A 26,285-nucleotide genomic window follows, 5' to 3' on the forward strand; every position below is an offset into this window, starting at 1 on the left:
CCGGATTGAGCCAACAGTGTCGCGGCTACAACACCCGCCGGCGGCAGATGACAAAACGGGAATCGCCGTGAGATATTGAAAGTCTTTCAGATCGGAAAAAACCGCCTTTTCAGGTGGTTTTTTCATTTTTCGCCGGTACTTTCGTCTGCATTCGCGCGTTCTATCGTACGGTATCCGATGCAATCCGGATTCCATCCATGATCGGCAACGCGCCGCGCGGCGGCACGCCGAAACCCGCGCCAGAGGCGGGTTTCGCCATGCTAAAATGCCTCGTCACTGCCGCTCGAATCCACAATGAAAAAGGGAAACAAGGCCATCGAGCCTGATACCAACGGCATCACGTCCAGCTCGCCGCGCGCCGACGCCCGGCGCAAGTACGACCCCGAGCAGACGAAGCGCAACATCCTCGACGTCGCGACCCAAGAGTTCTCCGCGATGGGACTGACGGGCGCGCGCGTCGATGCGATCGCGGAACGCACGAACACCACCAAGCGCATGCTGTACTACTACTTCGGCAGCAAGGAAGGGTTGTACCAGGCGGTGCTGGAGAAGGTGTATGGAGACATTCGTGCGCTCGAACAGGACCTGCACATCAGCGAACTCGATCCGGTCGAGGGCATGCGCGCGCTGGTCGAATTCACGTTCGACTACCACGACCGCCAGCGCGACTTCGTGCGCCTCGTCACGATCGAGAACATTCACGGCGCGAAGTACGTCGAGCAGGTCAAGACGTTCAAAGGCCGCAACGTTACCGTGATTCACACGATCGAAGACCTGCTGGCGCGCGGCATCGCGGCCGGGCAGTTCCGCAGCGATATCGATCCGATCGATCTGCATCTGATGATCAGCTCGTTATGCTTTCATCGCGTGGGAAACCGGCATACGTTCGGAACCGCCTTTGGCCGGGACCCGTCGCATCCGAGATTGCGGGCAAGGCATCGGGCAATGATCGTCGATGCGATCTTGAGGTTCGTGCGCAAGGAAGATTGAGCAGAAACGCCAAATCCCCGGTTACCGCCGCAATGCGGCAACAAACCGGGGATTCGAAGGTGGCAAGGGGGTAAGGTCAAGCCACCGCCGTTATCTCTCACGGCGGCTCGACCCTGGTGGGTACTTAATCCGCCAGCACGATCCGCTTGATATCGCCGACCACGAAGATATACGACAGCGCTCCCACCAGCGCGATCACGCCGATAAACACGAGCGCGCCGACGAACGAACCGGTCGCGGCAACGATGAGCCCGACCACGAGCGGCGTCACGATACCCGCAAGGTTAGCGGCAAAATTGAAGATGCCGCCGGTCACGCCAAGCAGCCCTTCGGGCGCGATGTCCGAGACGAGCGTCCAGCCGAGCGCCGCCATTCCCTGCGCGAAAAACGCCACCGACAGAATTGCGATCACCACGACGTTGCTCTCGACATAGTTCGCGAGAATGATCGTCGAGGCGAGCAGCAGGCCGGCGATGATCGGCAGCTTGCGCGCGACGTTCGGCGACTTGCCGCGGCGCAGCAGCCAGTCGGAGAACACGCCGCCGAACATCACGCCGATCGACGCCGCGATAAACGGCATGATCGCGAAGAAGCCGATCTTCAGCCACGCCATATGACGCTCGGTAGCGAGGTAGGTCGGGAACCAGGTAAGGAAGAACACGAGCGTCGAATTGCCGGCGAACTGGCCGAGACAGATGCCGGTCAATTGCCGATGCTTGAGCAACTGCCCGATCGTGCGCCATTCGAAACTACGCTTCGGCGCGGCCGCCCCGGCATCGCCATCGAGTTTCGTCAGGCCGCCGCCCGCCTCGATATAGTCCAGCTCGGCCTGATTCACCGACGGATGATCGTGCGGCTCGCGGTACAGCAGCCACCACACCACGCCGAACACGATACCGACGCCGCCGACCACGAGGAAGAGCGAGCGCCAGCCGAACGCGCCCATCAGCATGAACAGGAACGGGCTGAAAAACGCGAGGCCGATATATTCGCCGACCGTGTAGGTGCCGGTCGCCATCGCGCGTTCGCTCTGCGGGAACCATGTGGCGACCACTCGGCTATTGGTCGGAAAGCACGGCGATTCCGACACGCCAAGGCCGAGACGGAACGCGAACAGCGCGCCGATGCCATGCACGAGGCCCTGCGCGAGCGTGCAGAGCGACCAGAACGTCATCGACAGAAAGTAAGTGATCTTGCTGCCGAAGCGGTCGAGAAACAGACCGCCCGGAATCTGCGCGGCCACGTAGCTCCACGAGAACACGGAAAACAGCAGCCCCATCAGCGCGGCGTTGATGCCGAGTTCCTTCGTCAGCTGCGGCGCCGCGATGCCGAGCACCGTGCGGTCGAGATAATTGATCATCGTGCCGACGGCGAGCAGCGCGAGGATCTTGTAGCGGGCCTTCGAGCGGCGCCCGGTGCCCGTCACGCCGTTCTGAAGCGGCGTACTGGTTGAACTGGATTGGATCGGTTGCGACATATCGTGCTGCTCTCCTCAAGCAGAGTGTGCCCGGCCATACGCTGCCGGTCGGCGGCCCTCGGCGGGCGGACTCAGGAACGCTCAGGGACGCCCGAGCAACGACTGGAAGTGCGTGTAGACGCGCTCGGCGTCGGGCTCGAGCCCTGTGAAAATGCGCATCGCGTCGACGGCCTGGTAGACCGCCATGCCGCCGCCGCTCAGCGTGCGGCAGCCGAGCGCTTCGGCCGCCTGCAGAAGCGCGGTGCGAATCGGGAAATAGACGATGTCGGCGACCCACAGGTCGCAGTGCAGCAATTCGGCCGGCAGCGGCAGGCCCGGCATCTTGGCCATGCCGGTCGGCGTGGCGTGAATCAGCCCTTGCGCGGCAGCCAGAGACTCCGCGAGCGAGGCGCCCGCGCTGACCTTCGCCGCGGGGAAGCGCTTCTGCAATTCGTCGGCGAGCGACTGCGCGCGGCTTGCGTCGACGTCGAACAGCGTCAGCGCTTGCGTGCCCATGTTGAGCGCCGCATGCGCGACCGCCGCGCCCGCCCCGCCCGCGCCGAGTTGCACGACGCGTTCGAGCGACACGTCCGGCAGGCCGCGCTGGAACGCGCGCGCGAAACCGGACCAGTCGGTGTTGTGGCCGATGCGCTTGCCGTCCTTGAACAGCACGGTGTTGACCGCGCCGAGCGCGCGCGCGTCGTCGGAGAGTTCGTCGAGCAGCGGGATGACAGCCTGCTTGCACGGATACGTAATGTTCAGGCCGTTGTAACCCATGCGTTCGGCGGCCGTCAGCAATTCAGGCAGCGCGGCGGCGTCGAGCTTCAGCGCTTCGAGATCGATACGGCGATACACATAGTGCAGGCCGAGCTTGCTGCCCTCTTCCTCGTGCATCGCGGGCGTGAGCGAACCGCTGATGCCCGCGCCGATCAGGCCGACCAGGTACGAGTGGCCGGTTGCGCGCAAGCTCGCCTGCGAGTTCGCCATCGCAGCGATCTGCGCGGCCGTACGAGTGTTCTCTTGAGTGTTCATGTTGTCGCCCTATCCTTAAGAATCGTCGCCATCCGCTCGGGAGCGAGCACATAGCCCTGAGTGCCGCAACCGGCGATGAGCGCGTCCGCCATCGCCGGCACCGACGAATGATGGCGGCGCCCGAGGCGCCTTTTCGACGCGTAGCGAAGTGTGCGCGCATCGGCCGTCGCCGTCATTCGGGGTTTCTACGAATTTGTACCATCTAGTTAGTTCGGATAGACTGTCGAAACTCGCGGTTAGTGTGGCGTATTCTTGCCTGTGTCCTGCCGGCGTGCATAATGAACCGACTCGTTTTGCGCGCCGCAACATAGCGGCCGGAAGACGCGTCCCGTACTGTTTCGCCGCTCATCCTTCCCCATCGTTTGTCCGTTTTTGCCGGAGCCGTTCATGCAACGTTCGATTGCCACCGTGTCGATTAGCGGCACCCTCGTCGAGAAGCTGAGCGCGATCCGCGCGGCCGGTTTCGAAGGCGTGGAAATCTTCGAGAATGACCTGCTGTATTTCGACGGCTCGCCCGCCGACGTGCGACGCATCGCCGCGGACCTCGGCCTGAAGATCATGCTGTTCCAGCCGTTTCGCGACTTCGACGGCGTCAGCCCCGAGAGGCTCGCGCGCAATCTCGAACGCGCGAAACGCAAGTTCGAGGTCATGCACGAACTCGGCACGGACCGCATTCTCGTATGCAGCAACGTGTCGCCGGAAACGATCTGCGACGACGCGCTGATGATCGACCAGCTCGGCGCGCTCGCCCGCGCGGCCGAGGAGGCCGGTGTGATCGCCGGCTACGAGGCGCTCGCGTGGGGCAAGCACGTGAGCACGTACCGTCACGCGTGGAAGCTCGTCGACGCGGTCAATCATCCGAACCTCGGGCTCGTGCTCGACAGCTTCCATACGCTGTCGCTGAACGACACGGTCGATGCGATCGCCGACATTCCGGGCGAGCGCATCGCGTTCGTGCAGATCGCCGACGCGCCGAAGCTCGCGATGGACGTGATCGAATGGAGCCGCCACTACCGCTGCTTCCCCGGCCAGGGCGACCTCGATGTCGCGAACTTCACCGCGCAGGTCGTCAAGTCGGGCTACCAGGGCCCGCTGTCGCTCGAGATTTTCAACGACGGTTTCCGCGCCGCCCCCACCACGATCACGGCCGCCGACGGCCACCGCTCGCTGCTGTTCCTCGAAGAGCAGACCCGCGCGCTGCTGGAAGAACAGCAGGCGCCGGGCAAGACCGGCGATCTGTACCAGTCGCCGGCCGCCCCCGCGCACGTCGGCTATCAGTTCCTCGAATTCGCGGTCGACCACACCACGCGCACGCAGCTCGCCGACTGGCTCGGCAAGCTGCGCTTCCGGCAGGCCGGCCAGCACCGCTCGAAAGACGTGACGCTGTACCAGCACGGCGCGGCGTCGATCGTGCTGAACGCCGAGCCCGACTCGTTCGCCAACGCGTTCTTCCAGCAGCATGGCCTGTCGCTGTGCGCGTCGGCGTTTCGCGTCGACAACGCGAAACAGGCGTTCGAGCGCGCGGCCGGCTTCGGCTACGCGCCGTTCTCCGGCCAGATCGGCCCGAACGAGCGCGTGTTGCCCGCGGTGCAGGGGCCGGACAGCAGCCTCAACTATTTCGTCGACGAAACGCCGGATCAACCCACGCTGTTCGAAGCCGACTTCATCCTGACCGACATCAACGGCCCGACCGAGGTGGGTCCGCTCACGCGCATCGATCACGTGTGCCTGTCGGTGCCGGCCAACTCGCTCGATACGTGGGTGTTGTTCCTGCGCACCGCGTTCGGCTTTCAGGCCGAGCCCGGCGTGCTCGTGCCCGATCCGTACGGACTCGTGCGCAGCCGCGCGCTGCGCAGCCGCGACGGCTCGGTGCGGATCGCACTCAATGCGTCGGTGGACCGTCATACGGCGGTGGCCGAGGCGCTGCACACGTACCACGGCTCCGGTCTGAACCACGTCGCGTTCAGCACCGGCGACATCTTCAGCGCGATTCCCGAGTTCGTCGCCAACGGCGTGCCGGTGCTGCGCATCCCGCGCAACTACTACGACGATCTCGAAGCCCGCTATGCGCTGTCCGACACGCTGCTCGAAGCGATGCGCGCGAACAATATCCTCTACGACCGCGACGAGCGCGGCGGCGAGTTTTTCCATGCATACACGGAACAGCTCGACCAGCGCTTTTTCCTCGAAATCGTCGAGCGGCGCGGCGGTTATGACGGCTATGGCGCGGCCAATGCGGCGGTGCGGCTCGCCGCGCAGGCGCAGCGGCGGAAGTAAGCCAGGTGAAAGCGCGGTGCGGGCCTGTTGTTCTCGCGGGTTGCCGCGCCGCCGCCAGGGCGTGCTTCGGTCGAAGAAGGTGACTGACTGAACGGTCGGCCGCCCGAAAGCATCCGTTGCGAAACGGATGCTTTCGCACTGTATCCACCCGCGCGGCGATGGCGGCTGGCTGTACCTCCTCTCTCTCCTGTCAGGCAAGCTCTCCGTTCTCTGGCACGCCGCGTGCGTCTCCAACCGAAGCCCATTCGCCGCCTCGATATAATGGCGCCTGTTTTGCGACCTGGCCCGTGCGCCGTGCATTCCGCGCGGCGCGGCAGCCGGTGCGCCAGCCGAAACACTGAATCAACGCCTGGAGAGATATGAAGAAGTTCGCCGTCGCCCTGTCCCTTCCGCTGCTCGTCAGCGCTTGCGCGTATTTCCAGAAAAATCCGGATGCCGGCGAGCCCGTCACGGACACCACGACACAGCGCTCCGTCGACGACGTCGTCTCCTGCCTGACGCAGATCGCTAACCATCACAACGCCGCATTCAAGTCGACGGAGATTCCGCAGGGTCAGATGCTCGATTTCGGCGACTCGAACATCATCAAGGTACGCAGCGACAACGGCGCGACGACTTACCGTTTCTATGCGGGCAAGCGTCACGTCAGCAATCTGTGGCTCGAAGCGGCGGGCAAGACCTGCGCCCCATAAGGGTTGACGGGCGGTTTGCGCGGTGCGCACGGGAAGTTCCGGGCGCCGGAATTCGCTTTATTGCAACGTTCATGTCACGGTGTTACAGGACAATGGTGTCTTAAGAATCGTTTAAGACTTCGTCATCATGATCCCCCGGACATGATCCAGCACGAGGTGCGCTCCATGAACCAGCCCGAACCGAACATCAACGAAACACCGGCCAAACGGCCTACCATCCTGCGCCGTCTGCTGAGTCACCATGAACTGGCAACGTTGCTGCTGCTGTTGCACGCACCGATCGACGCATCCGCGAAACCCGAAATTCCGCAGCTTTACGAAGCCGGTCTCGTCGAAACGATTGCGAACGACGCCGGCGCCGCACACATCCGCCTGACGCCCGAGGGCAATGCGGTTTTGCGAGGGCTCGGGGTCAAGTAACAACAGCGCGCGAGGCGTCGCAATCCATTTGAGGCCGCGTCAACGTTTATCGTCGACGCGGCCTTTTCCATTTTGCCCCTCAAGCCTGCCACACCCCATACCCCGCTTCGCGCAGCCCGATCGCCAGTTCCACCTCCATATCCTGCGCGCCGCGATAAGGCATCGGATTGAACACCTCGTACAACTCGGGCAGCAGACGCAGCCCGTAATCGCGCACGTAGCGATTGGCCTGAATGCCGGCCTTGTGGCGATCGAAACGCAGATCGGGGTCGAGCCCCGTCATGCCGACATAGACGCACGGCTTGTCGAACCGGTAATCGGGATTCGCGCGGCGAAAGCGCGCCTCGTTCCAGACGGTGTCGTCGAGCGCGACGACGTACACGTAATAGTGGTGTCCGCGACGGGCCATGGGCGTGAGGCGCGGTTCAGCCGCGCAGCGTGCCGTGCAGCAGCATCCGGTATTCGGTCGGCGTGACGCCGACCGTCGCCTTGAATTGCCGCGTGAACGCGCTGTGATCGGTGTAGCCGCAACGCGCGGCGACGTCCGTAACCTTGTCGTGCGACACCAGCAGCGCGGTCGCCGCCTCGAGCCGCGTCTTCAGCAACACCTGGCGTGGCGTCAGATGAAACACCTTGTGAAAATAGCGCTCCAGTTGCGCGACCGACATATTGGCCAGCGCCGCCAGTTGCTTCAGATTCAGCGGCTGTACGTAGTTTTCCTGGATCGACTGCACGACCGCGGCAAGGCGGCTGTAGGCCGGATGGCTGCTTTCGCCGGTCTTCAGATCGCGCGAAATGCCGGCGAGCCCGACAACCTTGCCGGTGGCGTCGCGCAGCGGCTGCTTGCAGGTCAGGCACCAGCCCGGCGTCCGCCCCGGGTACAGAGGCAATTCGAGCTGGTCGAGCATCTGGGCGCCAACGTCGATGATCGCCTTGTCCTGCGCGGTATAGACGCGCCCGAAGCGGCGCGGGAATACGTCCTCGGCAGTCTTGCCGAGCAGCGCGGCCTTCTCCTTGAAGCCGCAGCGCGAGGCAAGCGTGCGGTTGACGAGCGTGTAACGCGCCGCGGCGTCCTTCACGAAGAAAACGACGTCCGGCATCGCATCGAACACCGGCTCGAGCAATCTGAAGTGCGACAGCATGCCGGACAAGATCGTGTCGTCCGGTTCGAGCGAATAAGCCAGCGTGTCGATCATGCGGGTTCCGTTGGTCCGTACCTCGTTGAATGCGTTCAGGACGCGTTCGCGAGTCGCTGCGCCGGCACGGCCGAAGCAGTTTGCATATTCGGCCGATTATAGAACCGCGCGCCGCCCGGCAAACTCGCGAAGCCCAGCAGCGAGTCGTTCGTCACGGCGATAGGTCGATCAAGGCGCCGTGGGCACCGGTGACCTCCCGCGCGATCGACGCGTCGCGTCGACGCACGGCTCAGGCTAGGCTTGGCCAAGCCGGACCACCGCTTTCGCAGAAGCCACGGCAAGGTCAGACGCGAATTTCAGCACGAACTACCCCGCCGCATACGAGCCGCCATTTGAAGCCAAACCCTCAAACCGCTTCGACCAGCGCCAGCGCGAATGCCGCCGTGCGCGCGACCTCGCCCGCCACTTCGACGCTGGCCACCTCCTCGCGCACACCCATCAGCCGATAACCGCTGCGATACACGGGCTGCAAGCTGAAACCATTGCGCAGCTCGATCTCGAGCAACTGACGCAGCCGCGACACGTGGCTATCGATCGTGCGAGTCAGATCGTTCAGTTCGCGGCCCCAGACTATTGCGTAGATATGGTCGCGCGACATCACCCAGCCGACGCTGGAGAAGAACAGTGCGGCGAGGTCGAACTGCGTGGGTGACAGCGGCACCCGCTTGCCACGCAGCATGACCTGCTTGCCGACGGTGTCGAAGCGGTAAGGACCGCGCTCGAAGCTCGCCGCCGCACGACGGCGCTCGGGATAAACGCGCCGCACCAGCGCCGCGACGCGCGCGCGAAATTCCTCAGGACGTAACGGCAACGTGACGTAGTCGTCCGCGCCGTCGACAAGCGCGCGCACCATGCTTTGCTCCGATGCGTCGCGCGACACGAACATGATCGGCACGCGCTCGCCGGCGGCTTTGCGCACCGAGTGCAGCAGCTCCGCGCCGAAAGGCCGTGTGCCCTGCCAGTCGAGCACCAGCAGATCCACCGTGGAACGGGTGAGCGCCTTCGAGATACCAAGGTTGTCGCGATATACCGTGCAGAAGTAACCGGAGCTTGCGAGAACCCGCTCGATCAACTCGCGCACGACCGGGTCGTGCTGAAAAACGGCGACGCGCATGAAATGGACTCCCGAGAAGCGAACTCGAACCATTCTCGGACGTGGCCGCCTTCGCTCCCATAGGAGCACTCCTAATTTGCGTCTGCCGCGGCACGGTTGCGTCGATCTCCATGAAAAAGCCGTTGCGGCGGCTTTCAATCGAGCCGGTCAGTCTGATTAAACGCGTCCGGAGAAGGCCAGCTTTCATCGCGCAAAGCCGCACCGGTTTCAGTCGCCTAAGCGCCCACGGCAACCACCGCATCCATACTTCACACCGCGCCGAAGCATGGCGCGCCACATCTGGCTTACGATGCAGCCATGAACTCAAGTACCCGCCCCCTCTCGCCCGCTCCTGGCCGCGTTCTCGCGACGGTCAGCGTCGGCTTCGTCGTCACGCAGCTCGACGTGACCATCGTCAATATCGCGCTGCCGCGCATCGGTGCGGACCTGCAGGCGAATGTCGCGGGCCTGCAATGGGTCGTCGATGCCTATACGCTCGCGTTCGCGGTGCTGATGCTGTCGGCGGGCGCGCTCGGCGACCGCTTCGGCGCGCGACGCATGTACGCGGCCGGAATCGTGCTGTTCGCGCTCGCATCGCTCGCCTGCGGGCTTGCGCTCGACGCAACCATGCTGGTCGGCGCGCGCGCCCTGCAAGGCATCGGCGCCGCCGCGATGCTGCCGAATTCCCTCGCGTTGCTCAATCAGTCGTACGGACACGACCCCAGGCTGCGAGCACGCGCGGTCGGCCTGTGGACCGCGTCCGGCGCGATTTCGATTGCGGCGGGGCCGGTTGCGGGCGGTTTGCTGATCGCCGCGTTCGGCTGGCGCAGCATTTTCCTCGTCAATCTGCCGATCTGCGCGGCGGGCCTGCTCGCGACGCTGCGCTGGATGCCGCGTCCGCAAGCCACGCGTGCCGCCACGCCACCTGAAGCGCGGACCGCGGTCGGCGGCAGCGCTAACACCAACGCCGCGCCGCACGGTGTCGACCTCGGCGGCCAGTGTCTCGCGATCGTCGCGCTGACCGCGTTCGTCGCCGCCGTGATCGAATGGCGGCCGCTCGGCCTCGCTCACCCGATCGTGGCCGGCGGCTTCGTTCTCGCACTCGTCGCGGCGGGCGCCTTCGTGTTCGTCGAGCGGCGCGTCGCGAACCCGATGCTGCCGCTGTCGCTATTCGGCAAGCGCACGTTCAGCGCGGCGGTGCTGTTCGGCATCTGCGTAAACTTCACGTACTACGGGATGGTGTTCGTGCTGAGCCTTTATCTGCAACGCGTGCGCGCTTACACGCCGTTGCAGGCGGGACTCGCGTTCCTGCCGCTGACGGGGGGCTTCCTGATTTCGAACGTGGCGAGCGGCTGGGTGGTCGGGCGCTTCGGCGTGCGCGTGCCGATGATTCTCGGCGCGATTACGGCCGGCCTCGGCTACGGCCTGCTTCATTTCGTCGATGCCGCCACGCCGCTCGCCGGCCTGCTGGTGCCGTTCCTGCTGATTCCGTCGGGCATGGGACTCGCGGTGCCGGCGATGACCACCGCCGTGCTCGCATCGACCGAAGCGAAACGCGCGGGCACGGCGTCGGCGGTCCTGAACACGGCGCGACAGGCCGGCGGCGCGGTGGGCGTGGCCGCCTTCGGTGCGCTCGCGGGCGGCGCGGCCGCGACCCAGATCGTCCTCGGGATGCAGATGGCGACTGCCCTCTCGGTAGCGCTGCTGGCGCTGGGCGGGATACTCGCATGCCTCGTGCATCCGGAGCCGCATGCGGCGGCACAGACCGTGCGCGAAGCTCGCACGCGACGGATGAGCGAAGGGTAAGCAAAAGGTGAACGAATCGGACAAAGCGAACGAATCGCGTTGATGAAAAACAAACCCCCGCGCTGCACAACGCAGCGCGGGGGTTTTTTGACATGCAGGCGTGACCGCCTGAACCGATACGTGAGCAACCACCTGAGCAGCACCTGAGCAACGCGCGCCGCCGCACCGCCAGCATCGCCTAAAGCGCCCCCTCCTGAATCGTGCCGGTGTCGACCGCGCGTTCGATCAAGCCTTCGTTGCGCGCCTTGGCGATCGCATCGGCAATCAGCTTTTCCGGCTCGGCGATTCCCGCCTTCAGCGTGCCGATGAATCCCGATGCATCCAGAACCACCAGCGTCTTCGCCGAATCGGCGAAGCTGATGATCACGCGATGCGGCGTCGGCCCTTCGCCCAGGCTCGCGCACAATTGCGTGAGCTTGCCGCCAATCATCTGCTCGAAGTTCTGAATCATGATGTGCTCCCTTGATAGCCGCGGAATGAGGCGCGTGCTACGGAATGCGTGCCGTGTCGAAACGTGCCGCGCCGGTTGCCGATGGCGCTGCCTCAAAGCCCGCCGAGGCCGCCGCGTGGAGCGCGCGCCCCATCGATGCTCATCCGCCCCGCGCCGGTCACGAACAGCAGCAGGAAGCCGCCCGCGATACCGATGTTCTTCCAGAAGTGGATCACCATGTCGTGTTGCACTGCCGGATCGGTGACGTTCCAGAAATCGTGGCCGAGCACCGCGGTGACGATCGTGTACGCGGCCATGAACAGCGCGAGCGGCCGGATCTTGAAACCAACGACGAGCAGCAGGCCGCCGAGCACTTCGACCGCCGTCGCAATGGGCGCGGCGATCTGCACGAACGGCACGCCTTTCGAATGCAGGTAGCCGACAAAGCCCGCATAGCCCAGCAGCTTCATCGCCCCGCTCCACAGGAACAGCACGGAAAGGGCAAGACGGGCGATGAAGATGATGCCGTAATCGACGGGACGCGACATAGGGTGCTCCTGTAATTGAATAAGCAGCAGACCCGAATGGGCTGCCGCAGTTCCCGGCCTCGCCCCTGAGCATATGTGCAACGACCGCCTTTTCCAAGTGCCCGATGGGGCCGCGCGCTCGCCTTCACGAATAGGTGACGATCTCGACCCGATGGCCATCCGGACCCAGGCAATCCGCCGGCTTCATCCCGCCGCGTCCGGCGCGAGCAGCACGCCCTTCGTGAACACGAAGCAGCCATAGCCGCGCGCCTCGCCGGTTGCGATCACGCAATAGGCCTCGCGCGCCCGCTCGTAAAACGCAAACCGTTCGATCGACGCGAACGGCACCTCGCGCCCTTCCGCCGTGTTGACCTCGGCCTGCGCTTCGCGCTGCACCGCGGGGATCGTGTGCGGCTCGCCGACGACTTCCATGCGCGACGCGGGATGATCGACAAAGGTGTCGAGCGGCAGCACCGACAACACCGCGCGAATCGCGCGCGGCGAACTCACGCCGTCGAGACGCAATGGCCTGCCGAGCACGGTATCGCACGCGACCGACCCGGCCGGAAAGTTCGCGTCGCAAATGACGAGCTCGTCGCCGTGGCCCATCGAGCGCAGCGCATGCAGTATGTCGGCGTTCAGCAGCGGGTCCAGATTCTTCAGCACGGTATCTCCTTGTGGTGCGGTTGATGGCAGCGGTTGATGGCTTGCGGTTCGGGCTGGCGCGCGATGTTTTCCGCACCGGCTTCCCCCGCGCGGCGACGATCGATTGTAGCAAGCCATGCCGGCCACTCCCGTGCGGTGTGGCCGCCCGCGAGTGCGCGCATCGGGTACGCCGTCACCGGCATGCTTGTCGCTCATCCGGCCTCATCCAACCGCCGCCTTGCGTAGTACGCACAGCCGCGCTTGCGCCGCACTGCCAACGCAGCCACCCGACCATCGCCAGCAGCACGAGCCCCGCTCCACTCAGCACCGGTTCGCGCCAGCCGAGCAATGCGATGAACGTGAACGCCCGCGCGCCGGCGAGCAGCGCAAAGCCGGCGATCGCGCCTGATAGCGCGTCAGCGGCACCCGACACGCGCGCGAACGCGTGGTCGACCGTGACAGACATGGCGGCTACGGACTCGCGCATGATCGTCTCCGTGAAAAATGCGGCTGGTTGGACTATCTATCGGCAGCGTCAGGCGGCGCCCGGAGCTTCGTCGAGGAAGCCCGTGACCGCCAGCAGGCGACCGTGCGCATCCACCACGCCGAAGTCGGAACCCTTGACGATCGCTTCGCCCGCCGGCGTCGTCAGCGCCCACGAGAAACGCAGCCGGTTCGCGAAGCCGTCGACGTCGGTCGTGCGGCGAAACGTGTGATGCGGAAAACGCTCGTGCACCGCGCGGATCATCGCGTCGATACCGTCGTGCCCGGCGCCGGCGAGCAGCGGGTCGCGATAGTCGGCATCGGCGCTCCACGTCGCGGCGATCAGTTCGCGGCGGCGTGTGCCATCGGTCTCGTTCCAGGTATCGAAATAACGGTCGATCAGATCGGTATGCGCATTCATCCCAAGCTCCTTGATTGGCAGGACTGAGCACTCCGCTCGGCACACGCGTCGTATGCGGAGGGCTCGGTTTGAAGATTGAACGAGCGCGTGAGCAGCGTCGATTACGTCACAGGTAAGCAGACGTCTGCAACGTCATCCCGTGCAGCGATTTTTTCGTCGCATTAGCCATTTGGCCGAGTCGTCAGAACGCGTAAGGACCGCTAACCTCGTGGGACGAATGGAGGCCGCGCGGCACTTGCGCGCGGTGTGGGAGTAACGAACAGGGGCACGGCACGAACCGTTTTATTGATATGTTTTCCACGCTTGCAAATAAGTATCCCAAAGGATACGATCTATACCAGATCGCAACACCACCCACGTACACGGTCAACTGCACCGAAGAATTCGACCATTGGCTCGACGGACTCACAGACCTGCGAGCCAAGGCAAGAATTCTCGTGCGTATCCGGCGCGCGGAACGCGGGTATTTCGGCGACGTCAAGTTTCTGGAAGAAGGGGTGTTCGAAATGCGCATCGACTGCGGCCCGGGGTATCGGGTCTACTACGCGCGCGAAGGGCGCACGGTGTATCTGCTGCTGTGCGGCGGCAACAAATCCACGCAGAAGGCAGACATCAAACATGCCCGACAATGTGGGAAGCCATCAGAAGGGAACGATCATGAGCAAGATCAAAACGGCACGATTCGATGCCTCGCGCTACCTCGATAGCGACGCAATGGTCGCTGCATATCTGAACGCCGCGCTTGCCGAAAGCAATGCCGACGCGCTGCTCGCCGCCATCGCCGATGTCGCCAAATCGCGCGGCATCACCCGAATCGCGGCGGACGCGGGGCTCGGTCGCGAAAGCCTCTACAAGACACTTGCGCCCGGCTCCAAACCGCGCATGGACACGGTGCTCAAACTGCTGCGCGCACTCAACATCCGGCTTAGCGCTGAGCCCGCGAATGCGGTGGCTGCGTGATCGGGGTTCCGCGTTTTTTGCGTTGTGCCCCCGCACTGCCATATCGGCACGCCGGGTCTGCCGCATTGCCATGCACGCTCGAGGAGATCGGTCGGAAGCCGGCAGGACTGCGAGTATTGATCATTGAAACTGGCCGCACGTTACCTCTCAGGTCATGGTTTGCTCGCGCGCTTTGACTATGATCGGAGACATGAACACGCTCTCTCTTGCACAAACGGCTGCTTCACCCGCGTCGCTACCCAGCCGCACCGTTGGCAATCTGCTGCGCGAATGGCGTCAGCGGCGACGCATGAGCCAGTTGCTGCTTGCCACCGAAGCCGAAATTTCAACCCGGCATCTGAGCTTCGTCGAATCGGGCCGCGCGCTGCCGAGCCGCGAAATGGTCATGCACCTGGCCGAACGGCTCGACGTACCGTTGCGGGCACGCAATGCGCTGCTCGTCGCAGCGGGCTACGCACCGTTATTTCGTGAGCGCCCGCTTTCCGATCCGCAACTCGCCGCCGCACGCGAAGCCGTCGAACTGGTACTCAAGGGACACGAGCCCTACCCCGCGCTCGCAATCGACCGGCACTGGACCATCGTCGCGGCCAACAACGCACTTGCGCCACTATTGAGCGGTGCCAGTCCCGAGTTGCTGAAGCCGCCGGTCAACGCGCTGCGCTTGAGCCTGCATCCGCAGGGCATTGCATCGTCTATCGTCAATTGGCATGCGTGGCGCGAGCACATACTGGCCCGCCTGCAACGGCAAATCGACGTCAGCGGCGACGATGCGCTGGGCGCGCTACGCGACGAGTTGGCCGCCTATCCCGCACCACCGGATGCGGACGCGGCAGCCCCAGACGGCACCGCCCTCAATCAGATAGCGGTGCCGTTGAGGCTGCGCACTTCGATCGGCGTGCTGTCGTTTCTCAGCACGACCACGGTATTCGGTACGCCAGTGGATGTCACGCTGTCGGAACTCGCCATCGAGGCGTTCTTTCCCGCGGATCAGCAAACTACGCTGGCATTGCGCGAATTTGCATCAACCCGGCCGGCGCACGAAGGCCGAGGGATAAACGCCGGGTAGGTAACCCGATGCTCGGCTACTACGGCGTCCGCCTCGCCCATGGCGGCAATATCGGCACCTATTGGAGCACCGTCGCGTCAGACGGCTTCCACAGCGCGCTCCGCCTCACCGCAGCCTTCGCCGGCTACGTTCCCGGCACACGTCCATAGCGTCTCTTCGGCCCCGACACCAACCCCGTCCGACATCCCCGCAGGTAGCCCCTCCCGCAAAACTGTCGCCTCAACGTTACAAATGTGGCCCGGCAGTGCCGTGTTTGTAACTGAGGCCACATCATCCTGTTACACATTTGATCGAACCCTATTCAACATACAAAAGCCGTATTTATTACCGCCCATTAGTTATTCTTTCTATTGCCTTTCCAAACCAAATCCAATTCGCCGTTCGCGGCCGATCGTAATCATTTGCCACGTCAATTAAGCCAGAGGCCTTCCCTGCAAGGTTTCCACCGATTTTCCTCGGATTTCGGATAGTCGAAGATTCGCCGTGCATCGTTCATTACAGTAGCGTGAAAGAGTTACCGGAAATCGATTCTTTTTTTGAGATATTTTTTCAGGAAGGGATTGCTTTCTGGTTTTACACTTCATACAATTCGTCCCAAGCTGTTACGAAATGTAACGCGATGTATCAAAAATTCGCAGTCTGTATCAAGCAGTGACATGTAGCCGGGGGGAATCGCCGGCGAGGCAGAAAAGACATAACGGCTAAAAGCCGACATAGTAATTCGGGGCTTCGGAAACAGAGAAAATGGACCGTAGCAGCGAGACGCTGGATTCTATCCGCGAGATCAACTTGTCTTACATCATGCTTGCGCAGCGTATGTTGCGTGAGGACAAACCGGTCGGCATGTTCCGGCTGGGGTTGTCGTCGGAATTGGCTGATTTGCTGGCCGGGCTGTCGCTCGCGCAGATCGTCAAGCTGGCCTCTTCCGAGCAGCTGTTGTGCTTCTTCCGCTTCAACGACCACTCGATGCTGTCAGCGTTGACGCAAACGACGAAGCACGCAGCCGTCGCGCCGACCCACGCGGCTATCCTGCTCGCAGGCCAGCCCGCCGAGCAGTTTGCTTGATCGAGGTAACTGCAATGCTCAAGCGAAGCCTCACTGAAGACGCGCAGGAAGTATTCCGCGCGATCGCGCTGATCGAACTCGGCGCGCGCATGCAGGTGCTCGAAAGCGAGCTGACGCTCTCGCGCGACCGCATGATCCGCCTGTACCGCGAGGTCAAGGGCGTGTCGCCGCCCAAGGGCATGCTGCCGTTTTCGGCGGACTGGTACATGACGTGGCTCGCGAACATTCATGCATCGCTGTTCTACAACACCTACCTGTTCCTCAAGAACGAAGCGCGCTGCTCGCATCTGGACGCACTGACCAAGGGGTATCGGCTGTATCTCGAACACTGCCAGCACAGCGAGACCGAACCGGTGCTGGACCTGACGCGCGCATGGACGCTCGTGCGTTTCTTCGACGCCGACATTCTGCAGCTGACCCCATGCTGCCGTTGCTCGGGCAAGTTTGTCGCGCATAAGCACGACCTGCAGCATAACGTCGTATGCGGTGCGTGCCAGCCGCCGTCGCGGGCCGGCAAGACCAAGAAAGCAGCAGCAGCCCGCCAGGAAGCGCTCGAAGCAGCGCAGGTCGCTCAGGCCGCCTGAATACATTGAATCGATCCGAGGAGACGGGGCCAGTCGATTCGAATCGAAGCCTATAAGAAAGAAGAGTCCGCAGAGTCGAACCGGCTATGCGGATTTTTTTTCGCCGTCACCGTCACCGTCATCAATGACAACGGCAACGCCAACGGCCCTGCCGTTCAAGACTGCCGCGATCAGCCGGCAAGCCCGACCGTCTGCACAACGAGCCACAGATTCGCCGCGCTGATCGCCACGAACAGCGTCCACGCGAGCAGCCGCGTCGGCAGTCTGTTGGCAAACTCGCCCATCAGCGAGCGATCGTTCGTCATGCGAATCAGCGGATAGAGCGCGAACGGCAATTGCAGGCTCAGCACGACCTGGCTCGCGACGAGCAGTTGGCCGACCGCACCGTTGCCGAACATCCGCACGCCGATCAGCGCGGGAATCAGCGCGAGCGCGCGCGTGATGAAGCGCCGCTGCCAGCACGGAATCTTCATCTTCAGGAAGCCTTCCATGATGACCTGCCCCGCCACCGTGCCGGTAAAGGTCGAGCTCTGTCCCGATGCGAGCAGCGTGATCGCGAACAGCAGCGCCGCGAAGCCGGTGCCGACGATCGGCGCGAGCAGCCGGTAGGCATCCTCGATCTGCGTGACGGCCTGGTGGCCGGTCGCGTGAAACGCCGCGGCGGCCAGTATCAGGATCGCCATGTTAATGAGCGCCGCGAGCACGAGCGACACGATCGTATCGATGCGCGACAGGCTGATCGCCGAACGGATGCCGGCCGAGTCGCGCTTCACCGCGCGCGTTTGTACGATCGACGAATGCAGATACAGGTTATGCGGCATCACCGTCGCGCCAAGGATGCCGATCGCGAGATACATCGGCTCGCGCGAACTGAGCGCCTGCCACGACGGAATCAGCCCATGCGCGACCGACGGCCAATGCGGCCCGACGAGCGCCAGCTCGATGATGTAGCCGACACCGATCGTCGCGATCAGCCCGAGCATGATCGCTTCGAGGTCGCGAAAATTCTTGCCCTTGAGGCCGAGCACGATCAGCGTATCGAACGCGGTCAGCAACACGCCGGTGGTCAGCGAGCAATTGAACAGCAGATGGAACGCAAGCGCGCCGCCGAGCACCTCGGCGAGATCGCATGCGATGATCGACAGTTCCGCGAGCAGCCATTGCACACGCGCGACGCGCGGCGAGTAGCGCGCGCTCGACAGTTGCGCGAGGTCGCGTCCGGTGGCGATGCCGAGCCGCATGCTCAGACATTGCAGCGCCATCGCCGCGAGGCTCGACAGCAGCACGACGAACAGCAGGCTGTAGCCGTAGCGCGAGCCGGCTTCGATTGCCGTGGCCCAGTTGCCCGGGTCCATATAGCCGATCGAAACCAGCAGACCGGGCCCCGCGAATTGCAGGATCTTTTTCCAGAACGGCGCTTGCGCCGGGACGGCCACTGAGCCCTGCACCTCGGACGGGCAGAACGGCGCGGTGGCGGTAGTCGGTAATTTGAAGAACAAGCCGGGAATCTCTTGAGGGGAATCGACGCGACGCCCCACGCGGGCGGTCGCAAACGGCCTCAAGTGTACAAAGAAACCTCGGGCAGCGTGCCGTTTAGCGTGTAGCGGCCGACGTCGCGCACGCGATAGTCGAGCGGATCGTGCAGCGTATGCACGCGCGCGTTGCGCCAGAAGCGGTCGAGCGCAAGCGACGCATGCGTCGCGCGGGCACCGCAGGCGTCGAACAGCTTTTCGCCGACGTCGAGCGCCGCGCGGTGCGCCACGACCTTCGCTTCCGACGTCACGAGCGCCACCCGCGCGCGCGTGCCGGCTTCGAGCGACGCGCCCTGCCGCCACGCCTCGTCGAGCGCGTTCGCGGCACGCACGGCCAGCGCTTCCGCACTGACCGTCTGGATATGCATTTCGCCGAAACGCTGGATCAGATACGGATCGTCGGTGGCCTGGCTCACGCCGGACGCGATCCACGGCCGGCCATGCTCATGCACGTACGCGCGCGCCGCGTCGAGCGCGCCCTGCGCGAGGCCGACAAACAGATTGGTCAGCACCTGTTGCGAGATCAGCGTGCGCAGACTCGCATACGGCGTGTCGGGCCGCACCAGCACTTCGTCGGGCGCGACGCGGACCCGCGCGAACGACACGCTGCCGCTGTCGGTCTGACGCTGGCCGATCGGATTCCAGTCGTCGTGCACGGCAATGCCCGCGCGCTCGGTCGGCACCACGGCGAACACCGGCTTGCCGGTGACGGGATCGTGCGCGGACACGGTCATCATCTGCGAGCCGCGCGTGCCGGAGCAAAAGCCTTTCTGGCCGTCGAGCAGATAGCCGCCGTCCCCGGTTGCCGTTGCAACGAGCCGCGTATCGAGCGGATTGACCGCATTGCCCCACCACCAGCGATGTTCGACGCTGCCTCGCAGATAGTGCGCGCGTTGCTGCGGATTGCCCCACACGTCGAGGCTCACGATTTGCAGGCAGGTGAAGCCGAGCAGATGCGCGAGCGCGCTGTCGACGCGCGCGAGTTGGCGAATCACATCGTAGATGTCGGACCAGCCTGCGCCCGCGCCGCCGAATTCGCGCGGCACGGCGAGCGTGAGCAGTCCCGCATCGGCGATCCACTGTTTTTCCCGCGCGGCATGGCCGCCTTCGCGATCGCGCTGCGCGGCGCTGGCACGCAGCGCCTGGAGCAACGCCGTCAGGTCGCGCGCGGGCTGCGCCTGTTGAGGTTCGCGAATCTGCTCGATGCCGTCACGCACGAAAGTCACTGGCTTGCCCTGGAGTAGTCGATGGTTGCATCCGGACGATCATAGAGAGCCGTGCATGCGAGGTCTACGAAGCGATTGGCAGAAGGAAAGCGCGAAAAACGATTTGGACGCAAAAACGCCGGGCGGCGCTTTTGCGCGGCCCGGCGTTGGTAATGCCTTGGTGATGCGACCGTTGACGGCGTTGAGCCTCAACCGGTCGAACAACCGGTTAGCGCTTCGCCACCTGCTGCTGCGCCGGAACGGAGACGGCCTCAGACGCGGAGTTCGACGAAGCAGAGCTCAAAGCAGCAAGCGAAGCCGCCGCAGCGCCAGAAGCCCCGGCAGGAACCGCATCCGCTGGCACCGGAGCCGCCCCCACCGCGGTATCGTCCGCTTTCACATCGCCCCAGCCGCCGCCCAACGCACGAATCAGATTCACCGTCGCCACCGCCTGCGTGCCCGCCAGATGGCTCGCCTGCAATTGCGACAGCAGCACCTGGCGCTCGCCGTCGATCACGTCGAGATAGCTGACCGCACCTTCGGTGTACTGCGTACGCGACAGATGCGCGGCCCGTTGCGAGGCGTCGACCGCATTGTTCTGCTCGCGCATCTGATCGTCGAGCAGACGCAGATCGGCGAGATTGTCCTCGACCTCGCGGAACGCCACGAGCACCTGCTGACGATACTGCGCGACGTCCTCGTCATACTTCGAGCGCGCCTGCGCGAGGTTGGCCTTGCGGCGCCCGCCGTCGAAGATCGGCAGCGTCAACGCGGTGCCCGCGAACGGCCCGAGAATGAACGCGCGGCTCGACCACATGAACAGATCGCCGAGCGTCGCCGATTCGAAACCGAACGCGCCGGTGATATCGAGCTTCGGGAAGAACGCCGACTTCGCGAGCCCAACGCGCGCGTTCGCGGCCTGCATCGCACGTTCGGCCGCCGCGATATCGGGGCGCCGTTCGAGCAGCGCCGACGGCAAACCGGCCGGCACGCGCACCGTTACCGGCACGAGCGGTGCTTCGGCAAACGAAAAATCGGCGGGCGGCTTGCCGAGCAGAATCGCAAGGCTATGCTCCGAGGCCGCCCGCTGACGCGCGACGCCCACCGCATCGGCACGCGCGCTCGCCAGTTCGTTGCGGGCGCGCGCAAGGTCGAGTTCGCTGATGTCGCCTTCCTTGAAGCGCCGCTCGACGAGCTTCAGCGCGTCCTCGCGCAATGCGACGGTGCGGCGATACAGGTCCTGGTCCGTATCGAGTTCGCGCAACAGGAAGTAGTTCTGCGCGACGTCGGCCTGCAACGACAACTGCACCGAACGGAACAGCGCTTCGCTTTGCTGCTCGTCGGCGCGCGACGCGTTCACGTTCGAGCCGACCCGCCCGAACAGATCCGCCTCGTACGACGCGCCCATCTGCGCGCGCCAGATCGTGCCGGTCGTGCCGCCCACGCTGTCCGGCTGGAATTGCGACGCCGCCGACGCCCGCTCGCGCGTCGGGCCGAAGCCCGCGTCGAACTTCGGAAACCAGTCGGACTTCGCCGCCTGCGTCACCGCGCGCGCCTGCTGCACGCGCGCCGCCGCGGCCTTCAGATCCTGATTCGCGGCGGCGGCCTGCGCTTCGAGCGCGTCGAGTTGCGAGTCGCCGAACACCTTCCACCATTCGCCGCGCAATGCGTCGTCGGACGGTTGAGCGGGCTTCCATGTGCCGGCGTTCTGTGCCGATGCATCGGTGGCGCCCGAGGCCGCCGCTGCCGGCGCGGCCGTTACCGCCGGCGCTTCCTTGAACGCGGCCGGCGCATCGACGTCCGGCCGCTTGTACACGGGCTCCAGCGAGCACGCCGCCAGCAGCGCGACCAGCAAACCGCTTGCCGCCGCGCGGCCCCAGCCGCTCAAAGAGGCAAAGCGAGATTCAAAGCGTTTCATTATTGTTTTCTCCTCAGGCGTCCGTGACGGCCGTGCCATAGCGCGGCGAGTCCTTCTGCGCGACGTGGATCGTCCCACCCGCGAGCGAACGCAGCACCACATAAAACACCGGCGTCAGCATCAGGCCGAACAGCGTGACGCCGAGCATGCCGAAGAACACCGCAATACCCATCGCGTGACGCATCTCCGAGCCCGCGCCGCTCGACAGCACCAGCGGCACCACGCCCATGATGAAGGCGATCGACGTCATCAGAATCGGCCGCAACCGCAAGCGGCTTGCCTCGATCGCCGCCGCGAGCGGCGTGCGTCCATCATGTTCGAGTTCGCGCGCGAATTCGACGATCAGGATCGCGTTCTTCGCCGACAGACCCACCAGCACCATCAAGCCGATCTGCGTGAAGATGTTGTTGTCGCCGCCGGTGAGCCACACGCCGGTCAGCGCGGACAGCACGCTCATCGGCACGATCAGGATCACCGCGAGCGGCAGCGTCAGGCTTTCGTACAGCGCCGCAAGCACGAGGAACACGAGCAGCACGCTGATCGGGAACACCCACATGCCCGCATTGCCGGCGAGAATCTGCTGATACGTGAGGTCGGTCCATTCGAGCTTCACGCCGCGCGGCAGCACTTCGGCCGCCACGCGTTCGGCCGCGGCCTGGGCCTGCCCCGACGAATAGCCGGGCGCCGGGCCGCCGTTGATGTCGGCCGCGGTATAGCCGTTGTAGCGCACCACCATCTCCGGGCCGTATGTCGGCGTCACCGTGACCAGCGACGAGAGCGGCACCATCTCGCCCGAAGCATTGCGCGTCTTCAGTTGCAGGATGTCGTCGGCACGTTGACGGAACGGCGCATCCGCCTGCACCCGCACCTGATACACGCGGCCGAAGCGGTTGAAGTCGTTCACGTAGAGCGAGCCCAGATAGATCTGCATCGTGTCGAACACGTCGGTGACCGGCACGCCGAGCTGCTTGGCCTTCACGCGATCGAGATCGACGTTCAGTTGCGGCACGTTGATCTGATAGCTCGAGAACGTCGGGCCGAGCTCAGGCGTCTGCGCCGCGCGCTTCACGAATGCTTCCGCCGCCTTGTTGAGTTCGGCGTAACCGACCGCTCCATGATCTTCGAGCTGCATCTTGAAGCCGCCGAGCGTGCCGAGGCCGAGCACCGGCGGCGGCGGGAACACCGCGACGAACGAGTCCTTGATCGCGCCATACTGCTGGTTCAGCGCGCCGGCAATCGCACCGGCCGAGAGCTTCCTGCTGCCACGCTGCTTGAACGGCTTCAGCGTGACGAACACGATGCCCGCGCTCGAACTATTCGTGAAGCCATTCACCGACAAACCGGGGAACGCCACCGCACTTTCCACGCCCGGCTGCTTCAGCGCGATCGCGCTCATGTCGCGAATCACCTTCTCGGTGCGATCGAGCGATGCACCGTTCGGCAGCTGCGCGAACGCGATCAGATACTCCTTGTCCTGCGCGGGCACGAAGCCGCCCGGCACCACGCGCGCCATCAAGACGGTCGCGCCGAGCAGGATCGCGTACACCACGAGCATCGCGCCCTTGCGGCGCAACACCCCGGTCACGCCACGGCCATAGGCTTCCGAGCCGCGATGAAAGACCTTGTTGAAGCGCTTGAAGAAGCCGCCGAGCACACGATTCATCACGCGCGTCAGCCAGTCTTCCTTCGCGCCGTGGCCGCGCAACAGCAACGCGGACAGGGCCGGCGACAAGGTCAGCGAATTGAACGCCGAGATCACCGTCGAGATCGCGATAGTCATGGCGAACTGCTTGTAGAACTGGCCCGTGAGACCCGTCATGAACGCGAGCGGCACGAACACGGCAACAAGTGTCAGCGCAATTGCGATGATCGGCCCGCTCACTTCGCGCATCGCCTTGTAGGTCGCATCGCGCGCACTGAGCCCGTTTTCGATGTTGCGCTCGACGTTCTCCACCACCACGATCGCATCGTCGACCACGATACCGATCGCGAGCACCATGCCGAACAGCGAGAGCGCGTTGATCGAAAAACCGAATGCCAGCAGCAGCGAGAACGTACCGACAATCGACACCGGCACCGCGATCAACGGAATGATCGACGCACGCCACGTTTGCAGAAACACGATCACGACAATCACAACGAGTGCAATTGCTTCGAGCAGCGTGTGGATCACCGCCTCGATACTCGAACGCACGAATTGCGTCGGGTCGTAGACGATCCGGTATTCGACGCCGGCCGGCATGTCTGCGGAGAGTTCCTTCATCGCCGCGCGCACCTGTTCGGAAATCGCAAGCGAGTTCGCACCGGGCGCCTGGTTGATGGCCAGTGCAACGGCGGGCTTGTTGTCGAGCAACGAACGCAGGCCGTATTCCGACGCCGCAAGTTCGATACGCGCGATATCGCGCAGATACGTCACGCCGCCATCGGGCGCGGTCTTCACGATGATGTCGCCGAATTCGCTCTCGGTCTTCAAACGGCCGCGCGCATTCACCGACAACTGCAACTGCGTGCCCGGCACCGACGGCGATGCGCCGATCACGCCGGCCGCCACCTGAATGTTCTGCTCGCGAATCGCATTGACGACTTCGGTCGCGGTCAGCCCGCGCTGCGCGACTTTCTGCGGATCGAGCCAGATACGCATCGCGTAGTCGCCCGAACCCCACAACTGCACTTCGCCGACGCCCTGAATCCGCGCGAGCCGATCCTTCACGTTGAGCAGCGCGTAATTGCGCAGATACGTCATGTCGTAGCGGTCGTTCGGCGAGATCAGATGCACGACCATCGTCAGCGTCGGCGAGCTTTTGATCGTCGTCACGCCGAGCCGCTGCACGTCTTCGGGCAGACGCGGCAGCGCCTGGTTGACGCGGTTCTGCACCAGCTGCGTCGCGAGGTCGGGATTGGTGCCGAGCTTGAACGTCACGGTGAGCGTGAGATTGCCGTCGCTATTCGCCTGCGACTGCATATACAGCATGTTTTCGACGCCGTTGATCTGCTCTTCGAGCGGCGCGGCGACCGCCTCGGCAATCACTTTCGGATTCGCACCCGGATACTGCGCATGCACCACCACCGACGGCGGCACCACTTCCGGATACTCGGAAATAGGCAGCTTGAACAGCGAGATGATGCCCCCGAGCAGGATCAATACCGATAGCACGCCTGCAAAGATCGGGCGATCGATGAAGAATTTGGATATGTTCATGGGAAGCTCTTAACGTTGAAACATGCGCGCTGGCGCGTGCGGCTCACGAATTGCCCTTTGTGCTCTTCGTGCTGTCCGCGCCGGTGTCCGCCTTCGCGCGCGTTTGCGCGAGCGGTGCGCTGTTCGGGTCCTGGTCGGCCGTCATCGGCACCATGTGTGCGCGAACCGCATCGCCGGGACGCACGCGCTGAATGCCGTTCACGACGATGCGGTCGCCCGGCTTCAAACCGTCCTTGACGACGCGCAGATCGCCCTGCATCGCGCCCGTCGAGATCTCGCGATAGACGACGTGGTTGCCCTGATCGACCACGAGCACGAACTTCTTGTCCTGGTCGGTGCCGACCGCGGCATCGTCGATCAACAGCGCCGGGTGCGGCGCGCTGCCGCCCACTTTCACGCGCGCGTAAAGGCCCGGAATCAGCGCGCCGTCCGCGTTGTCGAACTTCGCGCGCACACGGATGGTGCCCGACGACGTATCGAGCCGGTTGTCGACCGACTCGATCGTGCCGCTGCGCGAGTAGCCGGTTTCATCGGCGAGACCGAGTTCGACCGGCACCTTGCTGCCGTCCTTCGCGCGGCTCAGGTATTGCAGGTAGGTCTGTTCGTCCGCGTCGAACGATGCGTAGATCGGCGAAACCGACACGAGCGTGGTCAACGGCGCGGCACTCGCGCCCGCCGACACGACGTTGCCGACCGTGATCTCCGCGCGCGACACGCGGCCCGACACCGGCGCCGTGATCTTCGTGTAGCCGAGATTGATGCGCGCGGTTTCGAGCGCGGCTTGCGCGGCCTTCAGGTTCGCGCTCGCCTCGCGCGCGGCGTTCTGCTTCTCGTCGTAGTCGCGCTTGGCAATGGCGTTGTCGGCGATCAGTCGCTGCGCGCGCTCCCAGTCGCTTTGCGTGTAGCCCGTGCGCGCCTGCGCGGCCGCGAGCTGGGCTTCGGCGCGATCGACTTCGGCCGCATACGGACGCGGATCGATCACGAACAGCGTGTCGCCTTTCTTCACGAGCGCGCCGTCCTTGAAGTTGACCGAGACGATCGTGCCCGGCACCTGCGAACGCACGTCGACTTTCTCGACGGCTTCGAGACGGCCCGAATAACTCTGCCAGTCGGTGATCGTCTTTTGCACGACGGTCGCGACGTCGACCTCGGGCACGATGGTCGGCGCGGCCGGCGAACTCGCATCGACGCGAATCGCGCCGAACGTGCCGAGCCCGGCGAGCACGAGCACGGCTAGCGCGGCAAACGCCACGCGGCGGCGGGAAAGTGGAAGGATGGTCATGTGTAG

26 protein-coding genes and 1 pseudogene are annotated in these 26,285 nt (G+C 64.2%); 11 read left to right on the forward strand and 16 right to left on the reverse strand.

The window, feature by feature from the left end:
• The first annotated feature begins 294 nt into the window (after positions 1–294).
• Positions 295–990 carry a TetR/AcrR family transcriptional regulator gene (locus GXB81_RS05090; RefSeq protein WP_167043731.1) on the forward strand — a complete coding sequence of 232 codons (696 nt, stop codon included), beginning with the start codon at positions 295–297 and terminating at the stop codon, positions 988–990.
• Between the two features lie 124 nt (positions 991–1,114).
• Here GXB81_RS05090 and GXB81_RS05095 read toward each other — a convergent pair whose 3' ends face one another.
• The 3 genes and pseudogenes from GXB81_RS05095 to GXB81_RS31340 form a co-directional block, all read right to left on the reverse strand.
• Positions 1,115–2,467 (reverse strand): MFS transporter, encoded by a 1,353-nt coding sequence (locus tag GXB81_RS05095; RefSeq protein ID WP_167043729.1) that lies wholly within the window; start codon positions 2,465–2,467, stop codon positions 1,115–1,117.
• 81 nt (positions 2,468–2,548) lie between these two features.
• Complete coding sequence (locus tag GXB81_RS05100; protein ID WP_205988547.1) at positions 2,549–3,478, reverse strand: shikimate dehydrogenase; 930 nt, start codon at positions 3,476–3,478, stop codon at positions 2,549–2,551.
• Positions 3,475–3,594, reverse strand: a pseudogene (locus GXB81_RS31340) (3-dehydroquinate dehydratase); the annotation flags it as partial. The gene GXB81_RS05100 and the pseudogene GXB81_RS31340, both read right to left, overlap by 4 nt.
• 271 nt (positions 3,595–3,865) lie before the next feature.
• Here GXB81_RS31340 and GXB81_RS05105 point away from each other — a divergent pair.
• The 3 genes from GXB81_RS05105 to GXB81_RS05115 all read left to right on the forward strand — a co-directional run bounded on the left by GXB81_RS05105 (position 3,866) and on the right by GXB81_RS05115 (position 6,867).
• Complete coding sequence (locus GXB81_RS05105; RefSeq protein WP_205988548.1) at positions 3,866–5,755, forward strand: sugar phosphate isomerase/epimerase and 4-hydroxyphenylpyruvate domain-containing protein; 1,890 nt, start codon at positions 3,866–3,868, stop codon at positions 5,753–5,755.
• Between the two features lie 359 nt (positions 5,756–6,114).
• On the forward strand, positions 6,115–6,447 hold the full coding sequence (locus GXB81_RS05110; RefSeq protein WP_167043723.1) for a hypothetical protein: 333 nt from the start codon (positions 6,115–6,117) through the stop codon (positions 6,445–6,447).
• 165 nt (positions 6,448–6,612) lie between these two features.
• The gene (locus tag GXB81_RS05115) at positions 6,613–6,867 is read left to right on the forward strand and encodes a hypothetical protein (protein WP_167043721.1); all 255 of its coding nucleotides are present in this window, start codon (positions 6,613–6,615) and stop codon (positions 6,865–6,867) included.
• A gap of 79 nt (positions 6,868–6,946) precedes the next feature.
• Here GXB81_RS05115 and GXB81_RS05120 read toward each other — a convergent pair whose 3' ends face one another.
• From GXB81_RS05120 to GXB81_RS05130, 3 genes are all read right to left on the reverse strand, one after another.
• The gene (locus GXB81_RS05120) at positions 6,947–7,276 is read right to left on the reverse strand and encodes a hypothetical protein (protein ID WP_167043719.1); all 330 of its coding nucleotides are present in this window, start codon (positions 7,274–7,276) and stop codon (positions 6,947–6,949) included.
• Between the two features lie 16 nt (positions 7,277–7,292).
• Complete coding sequence (locus GXB81_RS05125; protein WP_205988558.1) at positions 7,293–8,060, reverse strand: AraC family transcriptional regulator; 768 nt, start codon at positions 8,058–8,060, stop codon at positions 7,293–7,295.
• Between the two features lie 349 nt (positions 8,061–8,409).
• Positions 8,410–9,177 carry a response regulator transcription factor gene (locus GXB81_RS05130; protein ID WP_205988549.1) on the reverse strand — a complete coding sequence of 256 codons (768 nt, stop codon included), beginning with the start codon at positions 9,175–9,177 and terminating at the stop codon, positions 8,410–8,412.
• A 297-nt stretch (positions 9,178–9,474) separates the two neighbouring features.
• Here GXB81_RS05130 and GXB81_RS05135 point away from each other — a divergent pair, with 297 nt between their 5' ends.
• On the forward strand, positions 9,475–10,962 hold the full coding sequence (locus tag GXB81_RS05135) for an MFS transporter (protein WP_205988550.1): 1,488 nt from the start codon (positions 9,475–9,477) through the stop codon (positions 10,960–10,962).
• A 178-nt stretch (positions 10,963–11,140) separates the two neighbouring features.
• Here GXB81_RS05135 and GXB81_RS05140 read toward each other — a convergent pair whose 3' ends face one another.
• The 5 genes from GXB81_RS05140 to GXB81_RS05160 all read right to left on the reverse strand — a co-directional run bounded on the left by GXB81_RS05140 (position 11,141) and on the right by GXB81_RS05160 (position 13,468).
• The gene (locus GXB81_RS05140) at positions 11,141–11,413 is read right to left on the reverse strand and encodes a hypothetical protein (protein WP_167043713.1); all 273 of its coding nucleotides are present in this window, start codon (positions 11,411–11,413) and stop codon (positions 11,141–11,143) included.
• A gap of 92 nt (positions 11,414–11,505) precedes the next feature.
• On the reverse strand, positions 11,506–11,940 hold the full coding sequence (locus tag GXB81_RS05145) for a DoxX family protein (protein ID WP_167043711.1): 435 nt from the start codon (positions 11,938–11,940) through the stop codon (positions 11,506–11,508).
• A gap of 183 nt (positions 11,941–12,123) precedes the next feature.
• A complete protein-coding gene (locus GXB81_RS05150; RefSeq protein ID WP_167043709.1) occupies positions 12,124–12,585 on the reverse strand; it encodes an RbsD/FucU domain-containing protein in 462 nt (153 codons plus the stop codon).
• A 172-nt stretch (positions 12,586–12,757) separates the two neighbouring features.
• Positions 12,758–13,051 carry a hypothetical protein gene (locus GXB81_RS05155; RefSeq protein WP_167043707.1) on the reverse strand — a complete coding sequence of 98 codons (294 nt, stop codon included), beginning with the start codon at positions 13,049–13,051 and terminating at the stop codon, positions 12,758–12,760.
• A 48-nt stretch (positions 13,052–13,099) separates the two neighbouring features.
• The gene (locus tag GXB81_RS05160) at positions 13,100–13,468 is read right to left on the reverse strand and encodes a nuclear transport factor 2 family protein (RefSeq protein WP_167043705.1); all 369 of its coding nucleotides are present in this window, start codon (positions 13,466–13,468) and stop codon (positions 13,100–13,102) included.
• Between the two features lie 290 nt (positions 13,469–13,758).
• Between GXB81_RS05160 and GXB81_RS05165 the strand changes: the two genes are divergently transcribed.
• From GXB81_RS05165 to flhC, 6 genes are all read left to right on the forward strand, one after another.
• Positions 13,759–14,175 (forward strand): type II toxin-antitoxin system RelE/ParE family toxin, encoded by a 417-nt coding sequence (locus GXB81_RS05165; protein ID WP_205988551.1) that lies wholly within the window; start codon positions 13,759–13,761, stop codon positions 14,173–14,175.
• On the forward strand, positions 14,126–14,428 hold the full coding sequence (locus tag GXB81_RS05170) for an addiction module antidote protein (RefSeq protein WP_167043701.1): 303 nt from the start codon (positions 14,126–14,128) through the stop codon (positions 14,426–14,428). Before GXB81_RS05165 ends, GXB81_RS05170 begins: the two co-directional genes overlap by 50 nt.
• Before the next feature lie 190 nt (positions 14,429–14,618).
• Entirely contained in the window at positions 14,619–15,494 is an 876-nt protein-coding gene (locus tag GXB81_RS05175; RefSeq protein ID WP_205988552.1) for a helix-turn-helix transcriptional regulator, read from the forward strand.
• Between the two features lie 8 nt (positions 15,495–15,502).
• Positions 15,503–15,643 (forward strand): hypothetical protein, encoded by a 141-nt coding sequence (locus tag GXB81_RS05180; protein WP_167283156.1) that lies wholly within the window; start codon positions 15,503–15,505, stop codon positions 15,641–15,643.
• Positions 15,644–16,238: 595 nt separating this feature from the next.
• On the forward strand, positions 16,239–16,559 hold the full coding sequence (gene flhD, locus GXB81_RS05185) for a flagellar transcriptional regulator FlhD (protein WP_167043696.1): 321 nt from the start codon (positions 16,239–16,241) through the stop codon (positions 16,557–16,559).
• Positions 16,560–16,573: 14 nt separating this feature from the next.
• On the forward strand, positions 16,574–17,143 hold the full coding sequence (gene flhC, locus GXB81_RS05190; RefSeq protein WP_167043694.1) for a flagellar transcriptional regulator FlhC: 570 nt from the start codon (positions 16,574–16,576) through the stop codon (positions 17,141–17,143).
• Positions 17,144–17,313: 170 nt separating this feature from the next.
• On the opposite strand, the gene GXB81_RS05195 is transcribed toward flhC, so the two are convergent.
• From GXB81_RS05195 to GXB81_RS05215, 5 genes are all read right to left on the reverse strand, one after another.
• Entirely contained in the window at positions 17,314–18,642 is a 1,329-nt protein-coding gene (locus GXB81_RS05195; protein ID WP_205988553.1) for an Nramp family divalent metal transporter, read from the reverse strand.
• A gap of 59 nt (positions 18,643–18,701) precedes the next feature.
• Positions 18,702–19,880 (reverse strand): acyl-CoA dehydrogenase family protein, encoded by a 1,179-nt coding sequence (locus GXB81_RS05200; RefSeq protein WP_346777781.1) that lies wholly within the window; start codon positions 19,878–19,880, stop codon positions 18,702–18,704.
• Between the two features lie 229 nt (positions 19,881–20,109).
• The gene (locus GXB81_RS05205) at positions 20,110–21,798 is read right to left on the reverse strand and encodes an efflux transporter outer membrane subunit (RefSeq protein WP_205988555.1); all 1,689 of its coding nucleotides are present in this window, start codon (positions 21,796–21,798) and stop codon (positions 20,110–20,112) included.
• Between the two features lie 13 nt (positions 21,799–21,811).
• Positions 21,812–24,997 carry an efflux RND transporter permease subunit gene (locus tag GXB81_RS05210; protein WP_205988556.1) on the reverse strand — a complete coding sequence of 1,062 codons (3,186 nt, stop codon included), beginning with the start codon at positions 24,995–24,997 and terminating at the stop codon, positions 21,812–21,814.
• A gap of 43 nt (positions 24,998–25,040) precedes the next feature.
• Positions 25,041–26,279 carry an efflux RND transporter periplasmic adaptor subunit gene (locus tag GXB81_RS05215; RefSeq protein ID WP_167283164.1) on the reverse strand — a complete coding sequence of 413 codons (1,239 nt, stop codon included), beginning with the start codon at positions 26,277–26,279 and terminating at the stop codon, positions 25,041–25,043.
• Positions 26,280–26,285 lie beyond the last annotated feature (6 nt).

It is taken from the genome of Paraburkholderia sp. Ac-20336 (assembly GCF_017105025.1).
GTDB lineage: Bacteria > Pseudomonadota > Gammaproteobacteria > Burkholderiales > Burkholderiaceae > Paraburkholderia.